General features: G+C 39.2%; 18 protein-coding genes. 8 read left to right on the top strand and 10 right to left on the bottom strand.

All coding sequences use genetic code 11. The annotated features are described in order from the left end of the window. Window positions 1-323 precede the first annotated feature (323 nt). Together NSS81_RS08990 and NSS81_RS08995 are read left to right on the top strand one after the other, a co-directional pair. A complete protein-coding gene (locus NSS81_RS08990; protein WP_342433160.1) occupies window positions 324-1,241 on the top strand; it encodes an aldo/keto reductase in 918 nt (305 codons plus the stop codon). A gap of 158 nt (window positions 1,242-1,399) precedes the next feature. Continuing rightward, window positions 1,400-2,104: a DUF421 domain-containing protein gene (locus tag NSS81_RS08995; RefSeq protein ID WP_342433161.1), complete on the top strand. Its 705-nt coding sequence runs from the start codon at window positions 1,400-1,402 to the stop codon at window positions 2,102-2,104. A gap of 67 nt (window positions 2,105-2,171) precedes the next feature. On the opposite strand, the gene NSS81_RS09000 is transcribed toward NSS81_RS08995, so the two are convergent. Beyond that, on the bottom strand, window positions 2,172-3,035 hold the full coding sequence (locus NSS81_RS09000) for an aldose epimerase (RefSeq protein ID WP_342433162.1): 864 nt from the start codon (window positions 3,033-3,035) through the stop codon (window positions 2,172-2,174). Between the two features lie 354 nt (window positions 3,036-3,389). Between NSS81_RS09000 and NSS81_RS09005 the strand changes: the two genes are divergently transcribed. Then, window positions 3,390-3,683 carry a hypothetical protein gene (locus NSS81_RS09005; protein WP_342433163.1) on the top strand — a complete coding sequence of 98 codons (294 nt, stop codon included), beginning with the start codon at window positions 3,390-3,392 and terminating at the stop codon, window positions 3,681-3,683. Window positions 3,684-4,573: 890 nt separating this feature from the next. Here NSS81_RS09005 and NSS81_RS09010 read toward each other — a convergent pair. Then, window positions 4,574-5,830 carry a DUF5667 domain-containing protein gene (locus NSS81_RS09010; RefSeq protein ID WP_342433164.1) on the bottom strand — a complete coding sequence of 419 codons (1,257 nt, stop codon included), beginning with the start codon at window positions 5,828-5,830 and terminating at the stop codon, window positions 4,574-4,576. Between the two features lie 167 nt (window positions 5,831-5,997). Between NSS81_RS09010 and NSS81_RS09015 the strand changes: the two genes are divergently transcribed. Then, entirely contained in the window at window positions 5,998-6,375 is a 378-nt protein-coding gene (locus NSS81_RS09015) for a VOC family protein (protein ID WP_342433165.1), read from the top strand. Between the two features lie 17 nt (window positions 6,376-6,392). Continuing rightward, complete coding sequence (locus NSS81_RS09020; protein WP_342433166.1) at window positions 6,393-7,256, top strand: GNAT family N-acetyltransferase; 864 nt, start codon at window positions 6,393-6,395, stop codon at window positions 7,254-7,256. Window positions 7,257-7,326: 70 nt separating this feature from the next. Here NSS81_RS09020 and NSS81_RS09025 read toward each other — a convergent pair whose 3' ends face one another. The 4 genes from NSS81_RS09025 to NSS81_RS09040 all read right to left on the bottom strand — a co-directional run bounded on the left by NSS81_RS09025 (window position 7,327) and on the right by NSS81_RS09040 (window position 9,722). Further along, a complete protein-coding gene (locus tag NSS81_RS09025; RefSeq protein WP_342433167.1) occupies window positions 7,327-7,674 on the bottom strand; it encodes a hypothetical protein in 348 nt (115 codons plus the stop codon). A 239-nt stretch (window positions 7,675-7,913) separates the two neighbouring features. Then, window positions 7,914-8,474, bottom strand: coding sequence for a TasA family protein (locus NSS81_RS09030; protein WP_342433168.1), 561 nt, complete (start codon window positions 8,472-8,474; stop codon window positions 7,914-7,916). A gap of 78 nt (window positions 8,475-8,552) precedes the next feature. Next, window positions 8,553-9,116: a signal peptidase I gene (locus NSS81_RS09035; RefSeq protein ID WP_342433169.1), complete on the bottom strand. Its 564-nt coding sequence runs from the start codon at window positions 9,114-9,116 to the stop codon at window positions 8,553-8,555. Window positions 9,117-9,179: 63 nt separating this feature from the next. Then, window positions 9,180-9,722 carry a hypothetical protein gene (locus NSS81_RS09040; RefSeq protein WP_342433170.1) on the bottom strand — a complete coding sequence of 181 codons (543 nt, stop codon included), beginning with the start codon at window positions 9,720-9,722 and terminating at the stop codon, window positions 9,180-9,182. 644 nt (window positions 9,723-10,366) lie between these two features. Between NSS81_RS09040 and NSS81_RS09045 the strand changes: the two genes are divergently transcribed. The 3 genes from NSS81_RS09045 to NSS81_RS09055 all read left to right on the top strand — a co-directional run bounded on the left by NSS81_RS09045 (window position 10,367) and on the right by NSS81_RS09055 (window position 13,415). Continuing rightward, window positions 10,367-12,280 carry an FAD-dependent oxidoreductase gene (locus NSS81_RS09045; RefSeq protein ID WP_342433171.1) on the top strand — a complete coding sequence of 638 codons (1,914 nt, stop codon included), beginning with the start codon at window positions 10,367-10,369 and terminating at the stop codon, window positions 12,278-12,280. A 250-nt stretch (window positions 12,281-12,530) separates the two neighbouring features. Then, window positions 12,531-12,728 (top strand): DUF4177 domain-containing protein, encoded by a 198-nt coding sequence (locus tag NSS81_RS09050; protein ID WP_342433172.1) that lies wholly within the window; start codon window positions 12,531-12,533, stop codon window positions 12,726-12,728. Between the two features lie 39 nt (window positions 12,729-12,767). Then, window positions 12,768-13,415: a lysozyme inhibitor LprI family protein gene (locus NSS81_RS09055; RefSeq protein WP_342433173.1), complete on the top strand. Its 648-nt coding sequence runs from the start codon at window positions 12,768-12,770 to the stop codon at window positions 13,413-13,415. A 44-nt stretch (window positions 13,416-13,459) separates the two neighbouring features. On the opposite strand, the gene NSS81_RS09060 is transcribed toward NSS81_RS09055, so the two are convergent. The 4 genes from NSS81_RS09060 to NSS81_RS09075 all read right to left on the bottom strand — a co-directional run bounded on the left by NSS81_RS09060 (window position 13,460) and on the right by NSS81_RS09075 (window position 18,086). Further along, window positions 13,460-13,909, bottom strand: a complete 450-nt coding sequence (locus NSS81_RS09060) for a PH domain-containing protein (protein ID WP_342433174.1) — start codon at window positions 13,907-13,909, stop codon at window positions 13,460-13,462. A 15-nt stretch (window positions 13,910-13,924) separates the two neighbouring features. Beyond that, entirely contained in the window at window positions 13,925-14,578 is a 654-nt protein-coding gene (locus tag NSS81_RS09065) for a GNAT family N-acetyltransferase (protein ID WP_342433175.1), read from the bottom strand. Window positions 14,579-14,784: 206 nt separating this feature from the next. Then, entirely contained in the window at window positions 14,785-15,534 is a 750-nt protein-coding gene (locus NSS81_RS09070; protein ID WP_342433176.1) for a DUF4253 domain-containing protein, read from the bottom strand. Between the two features lie 248 nt (window positions 15,535-15,782). Further along, entirely contained in the window at window positions 15,783-18,086 is a 2,304-nt protein-coding gene (locus tag NSS81_RS09075) for a glycoside hydrolase family 2 TIM barrel-domain containing protein (RefSeq protein WP_342433177.1), read from the bottom strand. Window positions 18,087-18,123: the final 37 nt, after the last annotated feature.

Genomic DNA, 18,123 nt, shown 5'->3' on the forward strand with positions numbered 1-18,123 from the left:
AATGAGTTTTGAACTAAAAAAACTCCCCCCCTAAACTCACCTATTTATCGATCATGATGCGTGCACCTGCTGTCCAATAGGGGTTTAAAAGGGGCTTGTGTTTTCATTATGAATTTTTTCAGGTAATGTTATACTGCAAAAGCAAAATACAGGAAATATCCCCCAACTTAAACTAGGTATAAACGACTACTTTTTTTATTGGCATTCGTATTTCTGCTTGTTTTGTCTTTAACTATTGATACCAACTTCAGATATGTGTCATAGTAAGATTGGATAAACATGGCAGTATTTTTTACAATAATAAAAATTGGAGGTCATAAACGATGAGGAACATGAAGCTTGGAAGCAGTACATTAGAGGTACCGGTGGTTGCCGTCGGGTGCATGCGGATAAATTCGCTGGACAAGAACGAGGCTGAGCGCTTTGTCCAAACTGCTTTGGAATCAGGAGCAAACTTCTTCGACCATGCGGACATATATGGCGATGGAGCATGTGAGGAAATTTTTGCAGATGCCATCCACATGAATGCAGCTATTCGCGAAAAAATCATTCTGCAATCCAAATGCGGCATTCGCAAAGGTATGTTCGATTTTTCCAAAGAGCATATAGTAAATTCGGTTGATGGAATATTGAAACGGCTAAACACGGATTATCTAGACACCTTACTTCTGCACCGTCCCGATGCGCTTGTTGAGCCTGAAGAGGTTGCGGAGGCATTCGATATCCTGGAAAGCTCGGGAAAGGTCCGGCATTTTGGCGTTTCTAACCAGAATCCGATGCAAATTGAGCTCCTAAAGAAATATGTGAAGCAGCAGCTTGTTGCGAACCAGCTGCAATTAAGCATCACCAACGCCAACATGATTTCCAACGGAATCAATGTAAATATGGAAAATGACTCTGCCATCAATCGCGATGGAAGCATCCTTGATTATTGCCGGCTGAACGACATCACCATTCAGCCCTGGTCACCCTTCCAGTATGGATTCTTTGAGGGTGTCTTCCTTGATAATGACAAGTTCCCAGAATTAAACCAGAGCATTGATGAAATCGCAGCCAAATATGAAGTAAGCAACACGACTATTGCTGTTGCCTGGCTGTTACGCCACCCCGCACAAATGCAGCCGGTCATTGGGACGATGAACATCGACAGGCTAAAGGACTGCATCCAAGCAAGCGACATTCAACTGACACGTGAAGAATGGTACAGCATCTACCGTAAAGCAGGCAATATTCTGCCATAGAGCGAAGGGTCAGGGGAACGTTCTCCTGGCTCTTTTTTTTATAATTGACGAGCACAAAATTTGGATCTGCGGCCTTTAATTTTTCCCGTTATTTGTATTTATAAATAACATCGGCGCAAACTAAGCGGGAAATTATGGGGATAAAGGATGTGTCATTTATGGACTTTTTTCAAAGTCAAGAAACACTTACTGCCTTGGAGTGGATTCTTCGAGCGGTTGTTGGTTTTTTCTTTTTAGTAATCGTTGCTAAACTCCTGGGTCAGCGCACGATCTCCCAATTAAGACTCCTTGATTTCGCCATGGCTTTAGTCATCGGAAACATTATCGCCCATCCATTGTCAGACCAACATCTTGGACTAAAAGGGTCGATGATTACTACCATTGTATTAGTTATCCTGTATTTGAGTGGGACTTTTTTAATTCTAAAGTGGCAATGGTTTAGAAAGTTGGTGACACCTCCGCCAATCACTCTTGTTCAGAAAGGAGAAATCATTTATAAAGGCTTAAAAAAGGCTAGAATTTCCCTGGATGTGCTATTAGAAGAATTAAGGGAAGAAAAAGTGGGCGATTTGAAGAAGGTGGCCTTAGCCCTTTGGGAAGCGGACGGAAAAATTTCGTTTTTCTTGGATCCGAAATACGAACCGCTTACACCTGCATACTTCCAAATGAAAGTTGAGCCCTTCGAATTGCCAAGGACGATTATTAAGGAGGGGAAAATAAATTCCGAGGAGTTAAAACAGAGTCAAAAAGATGAATCCTGGGTTGTTTCAAGTTTAGAAAGACTTTACCAAACAGAAGTAAAAAACGTCCTCCTAGCAACCCTCGACAGTAAAAGTAATCTTCAGGTTTTTTTATATAAGTGATGCGGAGGGGACGCTTTCCCTTGCCTCATTACCGCAAGTGCGAAACCGCCCCCTGGCTCCCACTGCTCTATTCTAGTTTAATGCTAAAATCTGTCGTTAACTGCTCGTTTCCATTAACCATCACTAGCTCGTTTTTTCGATTGAATTCATCGTTCTTTGCCATCCAGGGCTCTACGCAGATGAATTCTTTTCCGCTTTCTGTCCAGATTACGACGTACTTAAACTCTTCTCCATAGCCCAGCTTGATTTTCCGATCCGGTGCTGACGGCTGAAAGGAAATGGTCGTATGCTTAGCATCGAATAATGCGACCGATTCTGTAATGCTTGTTATATCAAAACTACCAGTAAATTCTTTATTTTTCCCATCATTATAATCATAGTATTTAGTCGCATCGGTTTCATAGGCGAGAGGCTTTTCGCTTGTTTTAAAGTAAGGGTGGAAACCTGCAGAAATCGGCATTGGCCGTTCCCCCTTATTCTTATATTCCTGATGGATCGTAAGCTTCCCCTTCTCTAATGAATAGGTGAACACCACCTCAAAATCAAAAGGGTAGGCCTTCTTCGTCTGTACATTGCTAGTCAGCCGAATCGTTAGCGCTGCTCTATTGTCCGTGTGGCTGTCGATGACCTCCCAAATAGCGTTTCGGGCAAATCCATGATTGCCCATTGTATAGTTGGTTCCTTCCCACTCATAAGTCCCGCCGTTCAACTGGCCTGAGATGGGAAAAAGAATCGGAATTCCACCTCTGACATTCTGATCCTGATGATAAAATGTTTCCTCATTAAGATAGAGCAACTCTTGCCCTCCTACACTATATGAAAAAATAATACCGCCCCGCTCTGGAGCTATCTTAACCCTTGAATTGGTTGCCATATCCACTAGCTCGTATATATTATACTTTTTATCTACAACCGCTCTGACATGATACATAAACTCCACTCCTTCAATGATAACTACTATTTACTCTACTACTTTTTCACTTCCATTGAAACAAAGTAAAGGTTCTACAGCCTCATTACCGCAAGTACGAAAAAGCCACGAGAACAGTCCTCTCGGTTCACCCCTAGCCCACTTTTCTCCAACATCCCCCAGCAATCTTCCCATTTTGATAATGAATTTTCTCCCTTTATCGGAGGACTGCTTGATACCTGGCAGTTTTCAGAGGAAATTGACGATGAAAAGTCCCTTTCTGTTTAAAGGAATTAGCGGACTTCCTCGTGAATTATACCTATACAGGGAATAGAATCCCCTGCACCATTTTTGGAAAGGTTGTGAGATGATAGTATGAATTTCTTTAAGCTACATCGAAAGGTTCCTGTCCAGTCCAACAAATCCGATAGTGATGAAACAATGGAGCCCATCCAGCGGATCCGCCCCAGAGTAAAAATTATGACCAGGTTCAAAACCACCGAAAAAGTGATGAGTGTGTCCAACAGGCTGGCTTTACAATGCAGCTTGATCGCAAAAGAAGGAAAGCGAGTTTCTAGTTTAATCCGAATACAAATCGAGGAAACGAAGAGAAAAGTTAGAGTCCAATCCCCTGCGGCATTGCAATTCATCGGTCCAGGTGATCATTAAGCAACTTAAATCGGGAAAGGAGGGATAACCAGCGAACCAGTAACAAAAAAATTAAATAATCAATGAAAAAATTAACATATATTATCCTGTAGACAGCTACTCAAGAAAGCGCTCCCTGGGCCCGGAAGCGCTTTTTGAGTTGTTCTGCAACAGCCTCCAGATACTCTATTTACAAAAGAGCAAAGGGAATGGACACTATGAAGGGTGGGTTCATTAAACCCGTTTAGGCGCAGGTAGGGAAAATGGAGAGGCGGTCCTCATGAAGGGTTCATGAAGCCTGTTTAGGTAAGAAAAATGAAAAAGTTGTCCTCATGAAGGGTTCATGAAGCACATTTAGGTAAGAAAAATGAAAAAGTTGTCCTCATGAAGGGTTCATGAAGCCTGTTTAAGTAAGAAAAATGAAAAAGTTGTCCTCATGAAGGGTTCATAAAGCCCATTCAGGTAAGAAAAATGAAAAAGTTGTCCTCATGAAGGGTTCATGAAGCCTGTTTAGGTAAGGAAAATGAAAAAGTTGTCCTCATGAAGGGTTCATGAAGCCCATTCAGGTAAGAAAAATGAAAAAGTTGTCCTCATGAAGGGTTCATGAAGCCTGTTTAGGTAAGGAAAATGAAAAAGTTGTCCTCATGAAGGGTTCATGAAGCCCATTTAGGTAAGAAAAATGAAAAAGTTGTCCTCATGAAGGGTTCATGAAGCCCATTTAGGTAAGGAAAATGAAAAAGTTGTCCTCATGAAGGGTTCATGAAGCCCATTTAGGTAAGAAAAATGAAAAAGTTGTCCTCATGAAGGGTTCATGAAGCTCGTTTAGGTAGGAAAAATGGAGGAGCGGTCACTAACCGCCCTTTGCTTCCAAAACAAAAGGTGCGCCAATTGGCAGCACCTTTACCTTTTTACTACTTATTATTTCCTTGCTTTTCTTCTGCCTTCCCAGCTGCTTTACCCTGCTTTTTTTCTGCTTTTTCAGCTGCTTTAACCTGCTTTTCTTCTGCTTTGCCAGCTGCTTTAACCTGCTTTTCTTCTGCCTTTTCAGCTGCTTTAACCTGCTTTTCTTCTGCTTTTTCAGCTGCTTTAACCTGCTTTACTTCTGCCTTTTGGTTCTTTTTCTCTTGTTCATTAGCAGCATCTTCAGATTCCTCAGCTGATTCATTGTTTATATCTTCAACATTCCCTGCTTCTTCTTCTTCAATCTTTTGCTCTTTGTTGTTTAATTCTTCTTCTAGCTTGGTCATTTCATGGTTTGCTTCCTCTTCAGAAATCTGTCCGCTAGCAACCTTTTCTTCAATCTTACTCATTTTTTTTGCGAATTTTGAATTTTCCTTTTCAAACTTTCTTTCTAGTTTTGCAAATGATTTTTGAATATTTTTCATAATGGCTTCTTGCGCCCTTGGGTTTTCAATTTTTCCTAAAACTACTAATAATGAATCAATGTTATTAGCAAGCTTGCTTTCTACTAATTCTTCTGTTTCATTTATTTCTTCTGTTCCTTCTGTTGTATCAGATTCAATTGCTTCTGTTTCACCGCTTGTTTCCTCTTCAGTTTCGGGTAATGATTCCCCTACAAGTTCCTGTGTCTGAATGGCTTCCTTAAGAAGTGTCTCTGCTTCTTCCGTTTTTCCATCTGCAAGTAAAGCATTGGCTTCTGCAATCCGTTCAGCCGCAAAACCAGCTAATAACTGCGCCTCTTTATAGTCATCAAATGTTACTGCAAGCCGAATACTTTCAGCCATCTTTTTAACAAAATAAAAGAAATCACCAGGGATTAAAGAAGGTTCTTCTAGTTCCACTTCTATTTGGCCATCTTCAGAAATTGGTTCTTCTGATCCTGCTTCTGTTTCTTCTTGAGCAATTGGTTCCTCTGATCCTTCTACTGTTTCTTCTCCAGCAATTGGTTCCTCTGATCCTTCTACTGTTTCTTCTCCAGCAATTGGTTCTTCTGATCCTGCTTCTGTTTCTTCTCCAACGATTGGTTGTTCTGATCCTGCTTCTGTTTCTTCTCCAGCAATTGGTTGTTCTGTTGTCGTTACAGTTTCTACTTCTACCTCAATTATTTCAGAATCATTTTCATTGGCAAAAACATTTCCTATTCCAGATGAAAAAATTAGAGTTGAGGTTAAAATACTGCTTGTTACCAACTTAGTAAGTTTATTCATATCAAATCATTGCCCCTTTTAATGTTATTGTTGATTACTTCAGAATGTTCGTTAAATAAATAGAAATTATGTTGGTAGTAGATTTACTATTTTATATGAAGCAGGAGAATCACCCCAGTGCATCGAATAATGATTAAAAGAATAACTACTGAGGGGTGTATGAATCTTTGGAAACAACTATGATTCAAAAAGTAGGACAAATTGCTGTTCCAGTTAAGAATTTGGATACGGCCATTGATTTTTATAAAGAAAAGTTAGGTTTACCTCTTCTATTTAATATAAATAATCTAGCATTCTTTGAATGTAATGGCCTTCGCCTCCTTCTAAGCGTTCCTGAAAGTGAGGATTTTGCTAATGCAAGCTCCGTCATTTATTTTCAAGTGAGTGATATTAATAAAAGTTATCAGGAGCTAGCAGAAAAAGGCGTCCACTTCATAGATGAACCGCATCTGATAGCAAAAATGGGCCAAACTGAAACATGGATGGCATTTTTTAAAGATACGGAAGAGAATACTCACGCATTAATGAGCGAAATTCAAGTTTAATTTTTTCAGGAGGACCTATGTCTACATACGAGTTTATTAAAGATTATAAAAACAATGACCAATATCGGTTGTCCTTTAACAATCTAGCTAAAGAGACTTTTGGCATTGACTTCGAAACCTGGTATCAGCAGGGGCATTGGAATGAAAATTACATCTGCTATAGCTACCTAAAGGATGAAAGCGTCATTTCAAACGTTTCCCTCAATACAATGGAGCTTATTACTTATGGAAAAAGACAGAAAGCCATTCAAATTGGAACGGTGATGACTGATCCGTCCTACAGAAGGCAAGGTTTGGCGCAAAAGCTGATGAACAAGGTATTGGAGGACTATGACCCTACCTATGAATTATACTTTTTAGCAGCTGATAAGGAGGCAATCCCTCTCTATGAGAAATGCGGGTTCAAACTAAATGCTGAAAATCAGTACATGATTGATTTAACAGGTTACAATAAAATAACCGAACCACTAAAACCCGTAGAAATTTCACCAAAAAGCATACTGGAAATCAAAAAACAATCGCAACCTCTCTCTACTGTTTTATCGGCGACTGGCGATGAGCATGTTCTCATGTTTTATTATACCTTAGGGTTTAATCACTCAATCTATCAACCACAGCCGGATGTCACAGCTATTTTTGAAATTGAGGAAGATACATTGCATTTATATGAAATCCTCTCACCAAGGAAAGTAGACTTACAGGAACTTATCGAAAAAATAAGCCCGATTGGTGTAAATAAGGTTTGCTGTCATTTTACACCTGACCAGCCAATCAAAAATCTGCATGCATCGATCGATACCTCAAGCAATTGGATGCTGCGAACAACATCTAATAACAGCTTTCCCAAATTGGCTCGATATCCAAAAATAGCGCAAACTTAAAGAGCTAGGGGCTGGTTCTAGTGGCACATTCGAAGTCCTATGATGCACAAGACCTGGCCCCTTTTTGCTTTTACTTGCCAATAGCTTCGATGACCTCCCAATCAACCTCTCCATTTAGTTCATTAAATAGATTCTCCAATAGAAGAAACGCCTGTTGGTCCATCCCTCCATCATATCCCACTAAAGCAAGATACTGATTTTTAAAATAAACAAACCAATAGTACTGGCTGTATAGAATCTCTTCGTAAGTAAATGGAAAATGAGCGATAATCTCTTCGGCATACTGCTGTAAAAATAAATAGTATTTAAGTAATTGGGATAAACTATCATCCTCAATTTTTATTATATTAGATTCATTTAAATTGGGACGTAATGTCTCAAACATATTTTCAATATCTTCCATAGTAGCTATATTCATTTAGAGCTCCTTCCATGAACCAAAGAACGGTTCACTTTTGGTAGCATAAATTCGACATTCATTCTAAAATCCCCTGCTTGCCGATAAAAATAGGCTTGGGTTACTTCCACCTTAATGTGGAGAACCCAAACCTAGCAATTTATAAAGCTTTGCATTTTCTATTAAGAGGTATGTAAACCGTCCTATAATTTCAGAGTTCTTCAATTCGATTTAAAACCTGTACCTCTTAAATTCATTAATCAATTCCAATTTTGTACTGCATCACCTGGATCAATCACACCATTATCATTTGCATCTCCATTATTCCGTGATTGTACCGCTTTAACAAATATTTCAATATAGCCATCCGTTGCTCGTTGATAATGATTAGGTGCATTTTTAGGGAATGAATAGGTTAAATCTAATGTTGCCGTCTCACCTGGTTTTAATAGTTTTACTGCATTATCATAGGTAACTTTTAAAGGTGTATCATAACCTTCAAATGCCTCAAATAATTCACCCTGGATTGTTCCATTGGATTGATCCTGATCAAACGCAATCCAAGCATTCAAGTTCCCATCATTTTTTACCTCAACTTTCACTGTTTCAGAATCTCCTGGTGCTAAATTTTTCATGTGGAGTGATTGTCCAAAGGCTTCTGCTCCATCAGCAGGATTAATTTCTAATTTTCCTGGTTTAAAATTATTACCCGATTCAAATGGTGCCTCACCAGTCCACAAGGCAAATGTTCCTGCACTGATTAATGCTGCTCCCATAGCTGCAGTTAGTAAAAATGCCCCCATTTTTCTCTTTAAACTCATCTTCCTAGCCTCCCTTTTTTCTTTTATCCAGATATGTATAAGGATAAAGGATATTATGTGAACTCCGTTTTCGGAGATTCAACCAGTTGGATTTGCCTCTTTTGGATCTATTTTTGAAATAGCTCTCCAGAAGCTAAATACGGACCACAGTATCATTAGAGCTCCTGGGACGATTAGTAGAAAAATGGCACCATTGGTTGATTGGATAAAAGCCAGTAACATTCCCACAAACGGAATAGTGAAACCGCTATATTCCCCAACTATATTTTTAGCAATGACAGCAGTTCGGTCTTTTGCGTCGTTGCTATCACCCTTTGTTATATACCGAACAGAATCCTTTTCTTTTTGGATTTCAACAATTCTATGTGTAATTAATGTGTTAGGATTATCCGCTGCCTTGAAAGTGACCACATCACCCTTTTGAAAACTTGTCTTATTGGAAACTGGCTTTACGGCGATAATTGAACCAGTCTTTATAGCTGGCTCCATTGAACCTGATAAAACAGTCATCATCTCATAGCCGAAAACTTTTGGCGTACCACCATTTATTTTTGTGGATATCACTGTAATAACCATGCAAATTAACAACCCATAGATAATGATTGAAGAAATTCTACCCGCCCATTTTATAAAAATTTTCATTCTTTCACCTACTCTAGTTTTTTTGACTTACTAGTTTGCTTGATTAATAATCTTTACCGTCTTTTAATGATTAACATTGATTTTTTTACTAACAGTTACTGGTGACCCTTCTATTATCAAATCCATTCCTATAGGCTTTTCATGATTCTGGAATGCAACAAACATATAAAAACCCTTCTTTTGCGGAATATGTGTAAGCCTGATTGGGTCATCAGTGGCTGCCATTCTAGGAATTACCCCTTGAAAAACTAGTTCGCCAGTTTCTCCACGGGGACTTACAGGGTTTCCATTCTGACTATAATAAACGTAATATTTCGAGTCTCGAATCATATCTTCTGGTCCCTCATTTTTTATGTATGCATTGATTTCATTTGTATCTTTACCAGTGCTTGTAAATGTTAATGAACTATTATCAAACCAGCTTCCTGTTTCTAAACTAACTTTGACCTTTGTTTGATCTGTAAAAAGCGCATGTGTTCCATTTAAAGGTATGTTCAGGGATGCAATGATAAATAAATTCCAAGTAAGTCCAATAACCAAAAGAACAATGAAGCTTTTATATTTTGCATTCAGCTTCCATAATTTTAAAGATCCGATTGTTCTCACTCCTTCATAATCGGTTAGTTTAATACGATATTGAGAACGACAGTTAAGTAATCAACCTAAAGATTTAGGGAGTTATGTTCTTTATATTGAACACGTAATTCTAGTATAGGTCAAAATAATTATCTTGAAAAACTCCAAATAAAGCCAAATCACTCCAATAAAGAACGAAAATCGTCCTTTTTAAAGGATTTTCTCGTATTTCCTCTCTTTTTTATTAAAACCAACTGTTCACTATAATGAATTAATCATTAACAAATGAAACAGTTGAAACCTGCTTCCCTTTTGGACGATTAAATGGAGACCAACGCTTTCTATTCACACAGGGAACGGGGACGGTTCCACTGGCTCCTTCATTCAGCTAAACCCAAACAGGAGAACGGTCCCGCACTCTTCTTCTGCTTGTCCTGCACTCAAAAAAACCAGGTGAACTGTAGCTCTGGTTCTGGTTTACCAACACCTCCACCTTTTAAACCTTGCGAATCTAGATAAGAAAGATATGTGAAAGAACGCTCAAAGGCAAGCAAATTTGGAAGGATATGTACTAAAATAAAGAGGTATTCAACATAAATAAACGGAATATATTGGGCAGTCTTATAAAAGGTTATATACTTATGCTCACTATTTCACAAACTGGAGGTTTATTAATGAAACTTTTACAAACAGGCAACATTGGTAAAATGGAATTAAGAAATCGTGTATTTATGGCTCCCATGGGAACAGCTACAGAGCCTGATGGTTCATTTTCAGATCGTGCGATTCGTTATTATGAGGAAAGAGCAAAAGGGGGCACTGGTTTAGTTATTACTGGAGCCAACCAAGTAACCACTAAATATGAAGCAAAAGCGTGCAATATCTTAGAAACTCACCGTTCGTTCGAGCAATTAAGCTTTTTAGCTCGGCGAATTCATAATAATGGAGCAAAGCTTTGTATCCAACTCACACCTGGACTTGGCAGAATGCAATTTACAACAGGCACAGTTATTCCCTATTCAGCAAGTGAAACACAGTCCTTCTGGTTTCCTGAAGTAACCTGTAAACCTTTTTCTGCTGAACAAATTCAAGATATAGTCAAAAAAATGGGCGAAGGCGCAGCTAAAGTGAAGGCCGCTGGTGGCGATGCCGTCGAAATTCACGGCTATGGCGGCTATTTGCTTGATCAATTCCACTCGACTTTATGGAACAAACGTACAGATGAATACGGCGGAGATTTAAGAGGCCGAATGAAATTCACCCTCGACATCATTGCTGAAATCAGAAAAACCTGTGGAAAATACTTCCCGATCCTTGTAAAATTCACTCCTTACCATGGTGTAGAAGGCGGACGTGAACTTCCTGAAGGCATTGAAATGGCAAAAATCCTCGAAGAAGCTGGCGTTGATGCCCTTCATGTCGATACTGGCTGCTATGAGGCCTGGTACAAAGCCATTAACACAGTATATCAAGAATCTCCCACTCAGATAGAAGTGGCCAATGAAATCAAGAAAAATGTAACGATTCCTGTCATGTCCCAAGGGAAGCTTGGAAATCCAAGTTTAGCGGAAGCCTCCCTGCAGCAAGGAAAGGCCGACTTCATTGGATTGGGCCATCAGTCCCTTGCCGATCCGCAATGGGTCAACAAAGTGAAACGCAATGAAACCTATGATATCGTGCCATGCATCGGCTGTAATGAATGCCTGCATGCTGGATTTAGTGGAAAAATCATTCATTGTGCCGTAAACCCACTTTGCTTCAGTGAAGACTATTATCCAGTCACCCCAGCATCAGGAAAGAAAAAAGTCTTGGTCGTCGGGGCCGGTCCTGGCGGATTGGAGGCAGCCATTACTGCTGCTGAAAGAGGACTGGATGTAGAACTTTGGGAGAAGTCAAATCAGTTGGGTGGTACCTTGTTAGCGGCAGGAGGGCCTAAATTCAAGAAAGACGTCGCAAATTATGTCGAGTATCTTGTGGGCAAAACCTATCGCAGCAATGTCCGCTTGAAATTGATGAAAGAAGCCACAGCAGACCAAGTCCTTGCTGGCAACTACGACAAAGTCATCCTTGCAACAGGATCGCGGGCATTCTTACCGCCAATCAATGGAATTCAAGAGACTGATAAAGTGGTTGTCGCCAATGATATCTTAACAGATAAAGTGAAATTCGGTAAAAATGTCGTCGTCATCGGTGGCGGGCTCGTAGGGTGTGAAGCCGCTGCACACTGTGCCGAAACTGCAGAGAGTGTGACCATTGTAGAGATGCTAGAAGATATATTGGTAACAGCTGACCATTGTTTGAACAACGACCAGGCGCTCCGTCAACTTTTACTCGACAGAGAAATCCGTGTTGTCGCAAATGCAACCGTAACAAAGCTTAGTGATGAGGCAGTAGAATATGTGCATGAAGGCGAACAAAAAGCCATCGAAGCCGACACCTACGTAATCGCATCCGGTTTCAGATCCAATGATGAATTATACAACCAACTAAACGGAAAAATCGACGTAGAAAAAATTGGCGACGCCGTTAGTCCAGACAAAATCCTAACAGCCGTCCACCAAGGTTTCCACATCGCACGCGGCATATAACAATAAAAGTGACCACGGGGGATTGATTCTCGTGGTTCTTTCATTCAGGTAAACCCAAAGAGGAGAAGTGTCCGCACACTTCTCCTCTTTGTTTTGCACTAAAAAAAACCAGCAGAACCGTCACTTCTATTTTTTGAAACTTTTTCAAATTAAGTTCGTATAAAATAGCTAAAGTAAATGCATCCTTATGGAAAAATCTTATTCAATTTTTCTAGCATAAACAAATATATTATAAAAGGGAGGAATAAAAATGTTCGAATACAAGTTTGTTAAAATAGAGTTTAAAAGATTATCTGGTAAACCTAGTGAAGACTATCGAGAAGTAATAAAAAATCATGCAAATGAGGGATGGAGATTTGTTCAAATTTTCTCTCTTGACTTTGCTACTTCAGGAGTTGCAGTAGGTACATACTATGAATTAATCTTTGAAAAACCTATAAAAAAATAACAGACAGATACAAATAACAGAAGGAAGGTAGCATTTAAAATGAAAAATAATCGAAAAGTTTTAATGGGGATGTTAACAGTAGGATTAGTAATAATGGTTGCTTGTGACTCATCTGACAAGTCAAGTGCTACCTTGGACAACCAGTCAAAAACTAATCAATCAACTCAAAATACCAACGGCTATTCTTCTAATGTAGTTTCGACTGAGATTGCTTCAACTACCGAGAGCACTAAAAAAGATACCAATGAGCATGATACAAACAAAAAAGCAGAACCATCAAACAATGTCCCTACAAATGAAGAAGACTCCTCTACAAATAATACAGTGAGTTTGAAGGAAGAGTATCTCAAGAAATTAAATGATACGAAAAAAGAAACGGATGAGATACGAAAAAATTCCGAGGATGAAATTACATACGTGTTAAAAAGTTTTGAAGGTGATAGATTCGATGTTTGGGATGGATTGTTAAATGAAGTTTATCAAATTCTAAAGCAGCAACTTCCTTCAGAAGAGATGGAGCAACTAAGAAAAGAACAACGTGAATGGATAGATTACCGAGATAAATCTGCAAAAGAGGCATCTCTAAAATATAAAGGCGGTACGATGGAACATTTAGAATATACAACGGTCCTGAACAATCTTACAGAAGAAAGATGCTTTGAATTAGTTGAAGACTATATGAAATAATTTTATGCATTCAAAATAAACCAGGAGAACCGCCCCTGGTTTTTTCATCCCCTAACAACCAAACCAGGAACTCTCGCTTTTAGCTCTTCTATAAATCTTTTTTTATCTTTTGGAGAAATTTTTATTTCACCCATTAACGCAGTCCTATAGGAAATAGCCAATCCATCCATCGATGACATCAAACGAAAGCCTGTGAAAATATCTTTTGTCGGGCGAATGCTGGTGATTTCACTGTACGGGATTCGTTTTCTTATTGGTCCACTCTTCACCAGTAAATAATCCTCATGAAACTCATATCTGATATAAAAACTAATCCATAAAATAAACCCTGCCGACAAAATGAAGATGGACAACATGATGATAAGAGCAAACTTATCTTTCTCACCCTCTAGGAAAAACGGTAACAGACAGGCTGCTCCTATAAGGATCATTGCAATAGTAATCATCCATAAAAAATACTTATCAATTTTTGAACGAAATACCACTTGATTCATCCCCCCATGTTTCATTTATTTTAAATATTCATCCCCGATTGAAGGTAGGAACTTATCTAAAATGTCCTCTCTATTACTCACATCTGAATGGATATATTCGAATGCGGAGAGAATCGCTTCTTTTATTTTTCCCTTTGGCAATACCTGAATAGTTGTTGTAGGTCTAAAGAAAAGGTTCATTGGAAACCCGCCGTTTTTTGTCGGCAGCTCATAGTTAATCGCTAACTTTTCAGCCCCTAACCGTTCATAAAAGCTGATTCTCCTTTGTTGTTCCGCCCTCGTTGGACCCTCTGTTTCTTCAGGGATTTCTACTTCTAAAAATAGACCTAGTATACCTTCTTGTTTAAACTCCGCAATTTTATTAAAAAATATAGACCCATATCCTCCGTTCCTGAACTCTGGAACGATGGCCATATAATCAAGCCACAATGCTTTTAACTGGGCAATTTCATAGATAAAGGCATACCCAACAATCTCATTAGACAGCTTATGTTTCGCCAACAAAAATTTATACCTTTTTTTACCTACAAGTATTTCAAGATGTTCGTAGTCCTTCAATTCATCTGCTGCAAAATCGGCCTGAAACCTTGGATAAAATGCCTTTAACTCCTCAAGACTACCTTCTACTATTTCGATATCATTTAATTCACTGGTAGGAAACTTAACCATCTTCACATCTCCTTGTAGTAAAATTTCTAGTTGTTTTAAATGCAAATCATCCTAGTATAACACTAATATTCTATACTAAATAATAACCGACTGCACGGCAACGATTCTCTGTTTCACCAGAAAGCCCCAATTAGGAGAGGTGTCCCGCACCCTTCTCCTTTAGCTTTGCACAAAAAAAAGCCAGGAGAATTGGTCCACCTGGCTTCTTAGTCCCACCAAAAATACCATACGGAAGAATTAATAAGTGTTCCGGCTAGCCCATTTACTGATCCAACCCCCTGCAAGACGATGTCACTGCAAAATCCAAATTGTTCCCATGCTAGAATTTCTGCTTCTTCTTGTGTTTTAGGTGGGTTCTCAACAAATAATTCCCAAACATCATGGGTTACTAAGGCTGGTCTAGCTCCATATTTTTCGTGCCAGTATTTGAATACTGCAACTTGCTCCTCTGGCATGGGACATTCATTAAATCCACCCATCGGTATCCAAGCAGCTACTTCCCATGGCTTATTCGTTGGGATTTTTGCGAGAATTATTTTCTTATTTATTATATCTTCACTTGATAAAAAATGGTCCACCTGTTCCTCTAAAGTAAACTCGCCAGCAAGATCCTCTTCTTCGTCCTCCTCTATGGGCATAACTTCATCAAGCAGTCTCTTTAATAATTCTTTAACATCAATACCCTTCGCTTTGGACAGGATTGTCTCCCGGTCATCAATCGAGTATTCCTGGTCCGCATCAGTATCAATCATTTCTGCCAACATTTCTGATGGAATAATGATAAGTGGTATATATCCTTCCTTTTTACCTTCTATGAGAGCTTGATGATACCTCGCCATTACCCCCTTAACTTCTTTCTCCTCAATAATCGAACAGTCGCAACCCAATTTAGCAATTAACTTTTCAATATAGCCATTCTTTTCTGTTGATTTCTTGAATCTATCAAATATACCCACGTTCTTCATCTCCTTAAGGCGTTGTTATTGGAAAAGACAAACATAGTATATATTCAACAAAATCAAATGATTTCCTCTCATAGAACATAGGGAAAGTTTTTCTATATCATCATCAAAATCCGATAAAGTCCCCCTGCTAAAAAAACCATCCCTCTTGGCATCCCGCAACCCTTCTTTCTCTTTAGCTTTAGCTTTAGCTTTAAACAAAAAAAGCCAGGAGAACTGTCCGTCCTCTTGGCTTCCCTGGTTTATTTATTAATTTTCGTTAATTCTTTATTAAGCATGTACATGACTTTGTCTGTGAAGAGATCTTCTGCCATGGAGGCTAGCACATCTATCGGCATTCCTTGAGCCATTCCGAACATTGGGTGCTCTTCGGAGAAGTTACCTAAATACTTCTTAATTACTTCTCTTGTTTCTTTCTTTTCCAAAAGCTCGCCAAGAGTCGAACGTGTGGAGTAAACATCATCTGAAATTTCCAACTCCTCAATTTCAACTTCTCCCATTTCAGGCATTTGGAACCAGTTGGATACTAAACCGCCTGTTTCAGCCTCAGGTGCAACATAGCTTGGATTAGACTCATCCACTTTATTAAAGCTAGCACGATCCTCTATCATTAAACCGTCCTGGTTAGAGATAGCCTTAATTTCATTTAGTCCATCTATTAATGGAACATTTTCAAAAACAAAAACTCGGTCATCACTTGTCTTTGTTTCTATTTCTGACCCATTTGCATAAAGAGTTACTTGATCACAATTAGAATACACTTTAACGGTGATGGTCTCATCTACTCGGTCCACAAAACGTTTGCTGGTAATATGAACAATTCTTTCACTAGACCAGTTGGCTTTGTACATATAAAAAGCATCTTTTTTTATCCTGCGGTCGTAGGTGATTAGTCCCTTGTTATTTCGTCCCTGCACGCCGCCTTCATCGCGGATGTTGGCACCGAAGTCAAACATATTCCAAACATACGTCGCCCAAAGGTAAGGACGCTTTGAGAAGATCCCCCAAACGGTTTCATGGTAGAGCGCATGATATTCTTCGGTATAATCTTTTACTTTCGGAGTATTGCTGTGATATTGTAAAATACCTTCTGCCCCATACTCAGAAATAGATAATTTCACCTCTGGGTTTGTTTGGTGGAATCCATCAAGCCAGCCTGCAAAATCTTCCGTTTTTCCCGTGTACCAGCCGTAATATTTGTTATAACCGACCGTGTCAGTAATAAAGTTATACTCATCCTTATCCTGAACAAACATGACATTTGCCATCGTCGATAGTCTTGTCGGGTCTTCCTTTTTCGTTAGTTCATTTAGTTCTTTAACAAGACTGCGGACTTCTGGCCTGTCGCCGCCAATTTGAATTTCGTTTTGAATCCCCCAGAAGATAATCGATGGGTGGTTAAAGTTTTGTCTGATGAGCTCAATCATCTGCTGTTTAGGATTTACTCCTTCAAGCTCCGTTTTGGACATAACGGAAATAAACGGAATCTCTGCCCAGACCACCATGCCTTCCTGGTCACAAAGATCATAGAAGTATTGGTCATGCTGATAGTGGGCAAGACGAATCGATGTCGCTCCTACCTCTTTAATTAATTCCATATCTTCTTTATGTTCTTTTCTAGTGATACCCCAACCCATATCCTTACGGTCCTGGTGTCTAGAAACACCATATAATGGGAGATGCTCACCATTTAGGAAGAAGCCCTTCTCGGAATCTACTTCAAAGTACCTGACACCGAAAGGGATGGACAGTTCATCCACCGTATCGTTGAAGCTTTCAAGTGTTACTTTTGCGTTATAGAGATACGGGTTATTCAACCCATTCCACAAGGTAGGATTTTTAATAACCGCTGGCATCTCAATGACCTGCGTTTCCCCAGCAGCCAATACGACTTCCTTTACGGAATAAGCCGCTTTTTTTCCAGTACCATCAAGAATTTCCGCCCAAACTCTTACTTTCTTTTCTTCAGACCTGTCATTGACCACGAGTGATTTAATCGTTAAGTTCGCTTGTTCATCGGAAACCTGGTCTTGAACAAGGTAAACACCTTGCGAGCCATAATCTAATAAATCAAAATGCACCTGATTCGTAATCACGAGATTAACATCACGATATATTCCGCCATAGAAAGTGAAATCAGCCATTTGCGGATAGACATCCTCGTAAACCGTGTTATCCACTTTTACCGCTAACGTATTCTTTTTTCCAAATTCGACTAGATCAGTTATATCAAAACGGAAGATAGAGTATCCCCCACGGTGCTGTCCCAGATGATGTCCATTTACATATACATCCGTAACACTGTTTGAACCGTTGAACTCGATAAAAACTTTGTTTCCTTTTGCTACCGTTTCAATCGCAAATTCTTTACGATACCAACAGGCACCCTTATAATAGTCAAAACCGTTGGCGCCATCGATGGCATTCCAAGTATGCGGAATATTTACTGATTCCCAGTTATCATCCTGATGAACTCTCGCTAATGCCTGCTCTTCATCGTGCTGGATAAATTTCCAACCCAGATTCATATTTAAAACTTTTCTCATAATTCCTCACCCCTACGCTTGATATAAATACGGAAAA

The organism is Neobacillus sp. FSL H8-0543 (assembly GCF_038592905.1).
GTDB lineage: Bacteria > Bacillota > Bacilli > Bacillales > Cytobacillaceae > Neobacillus.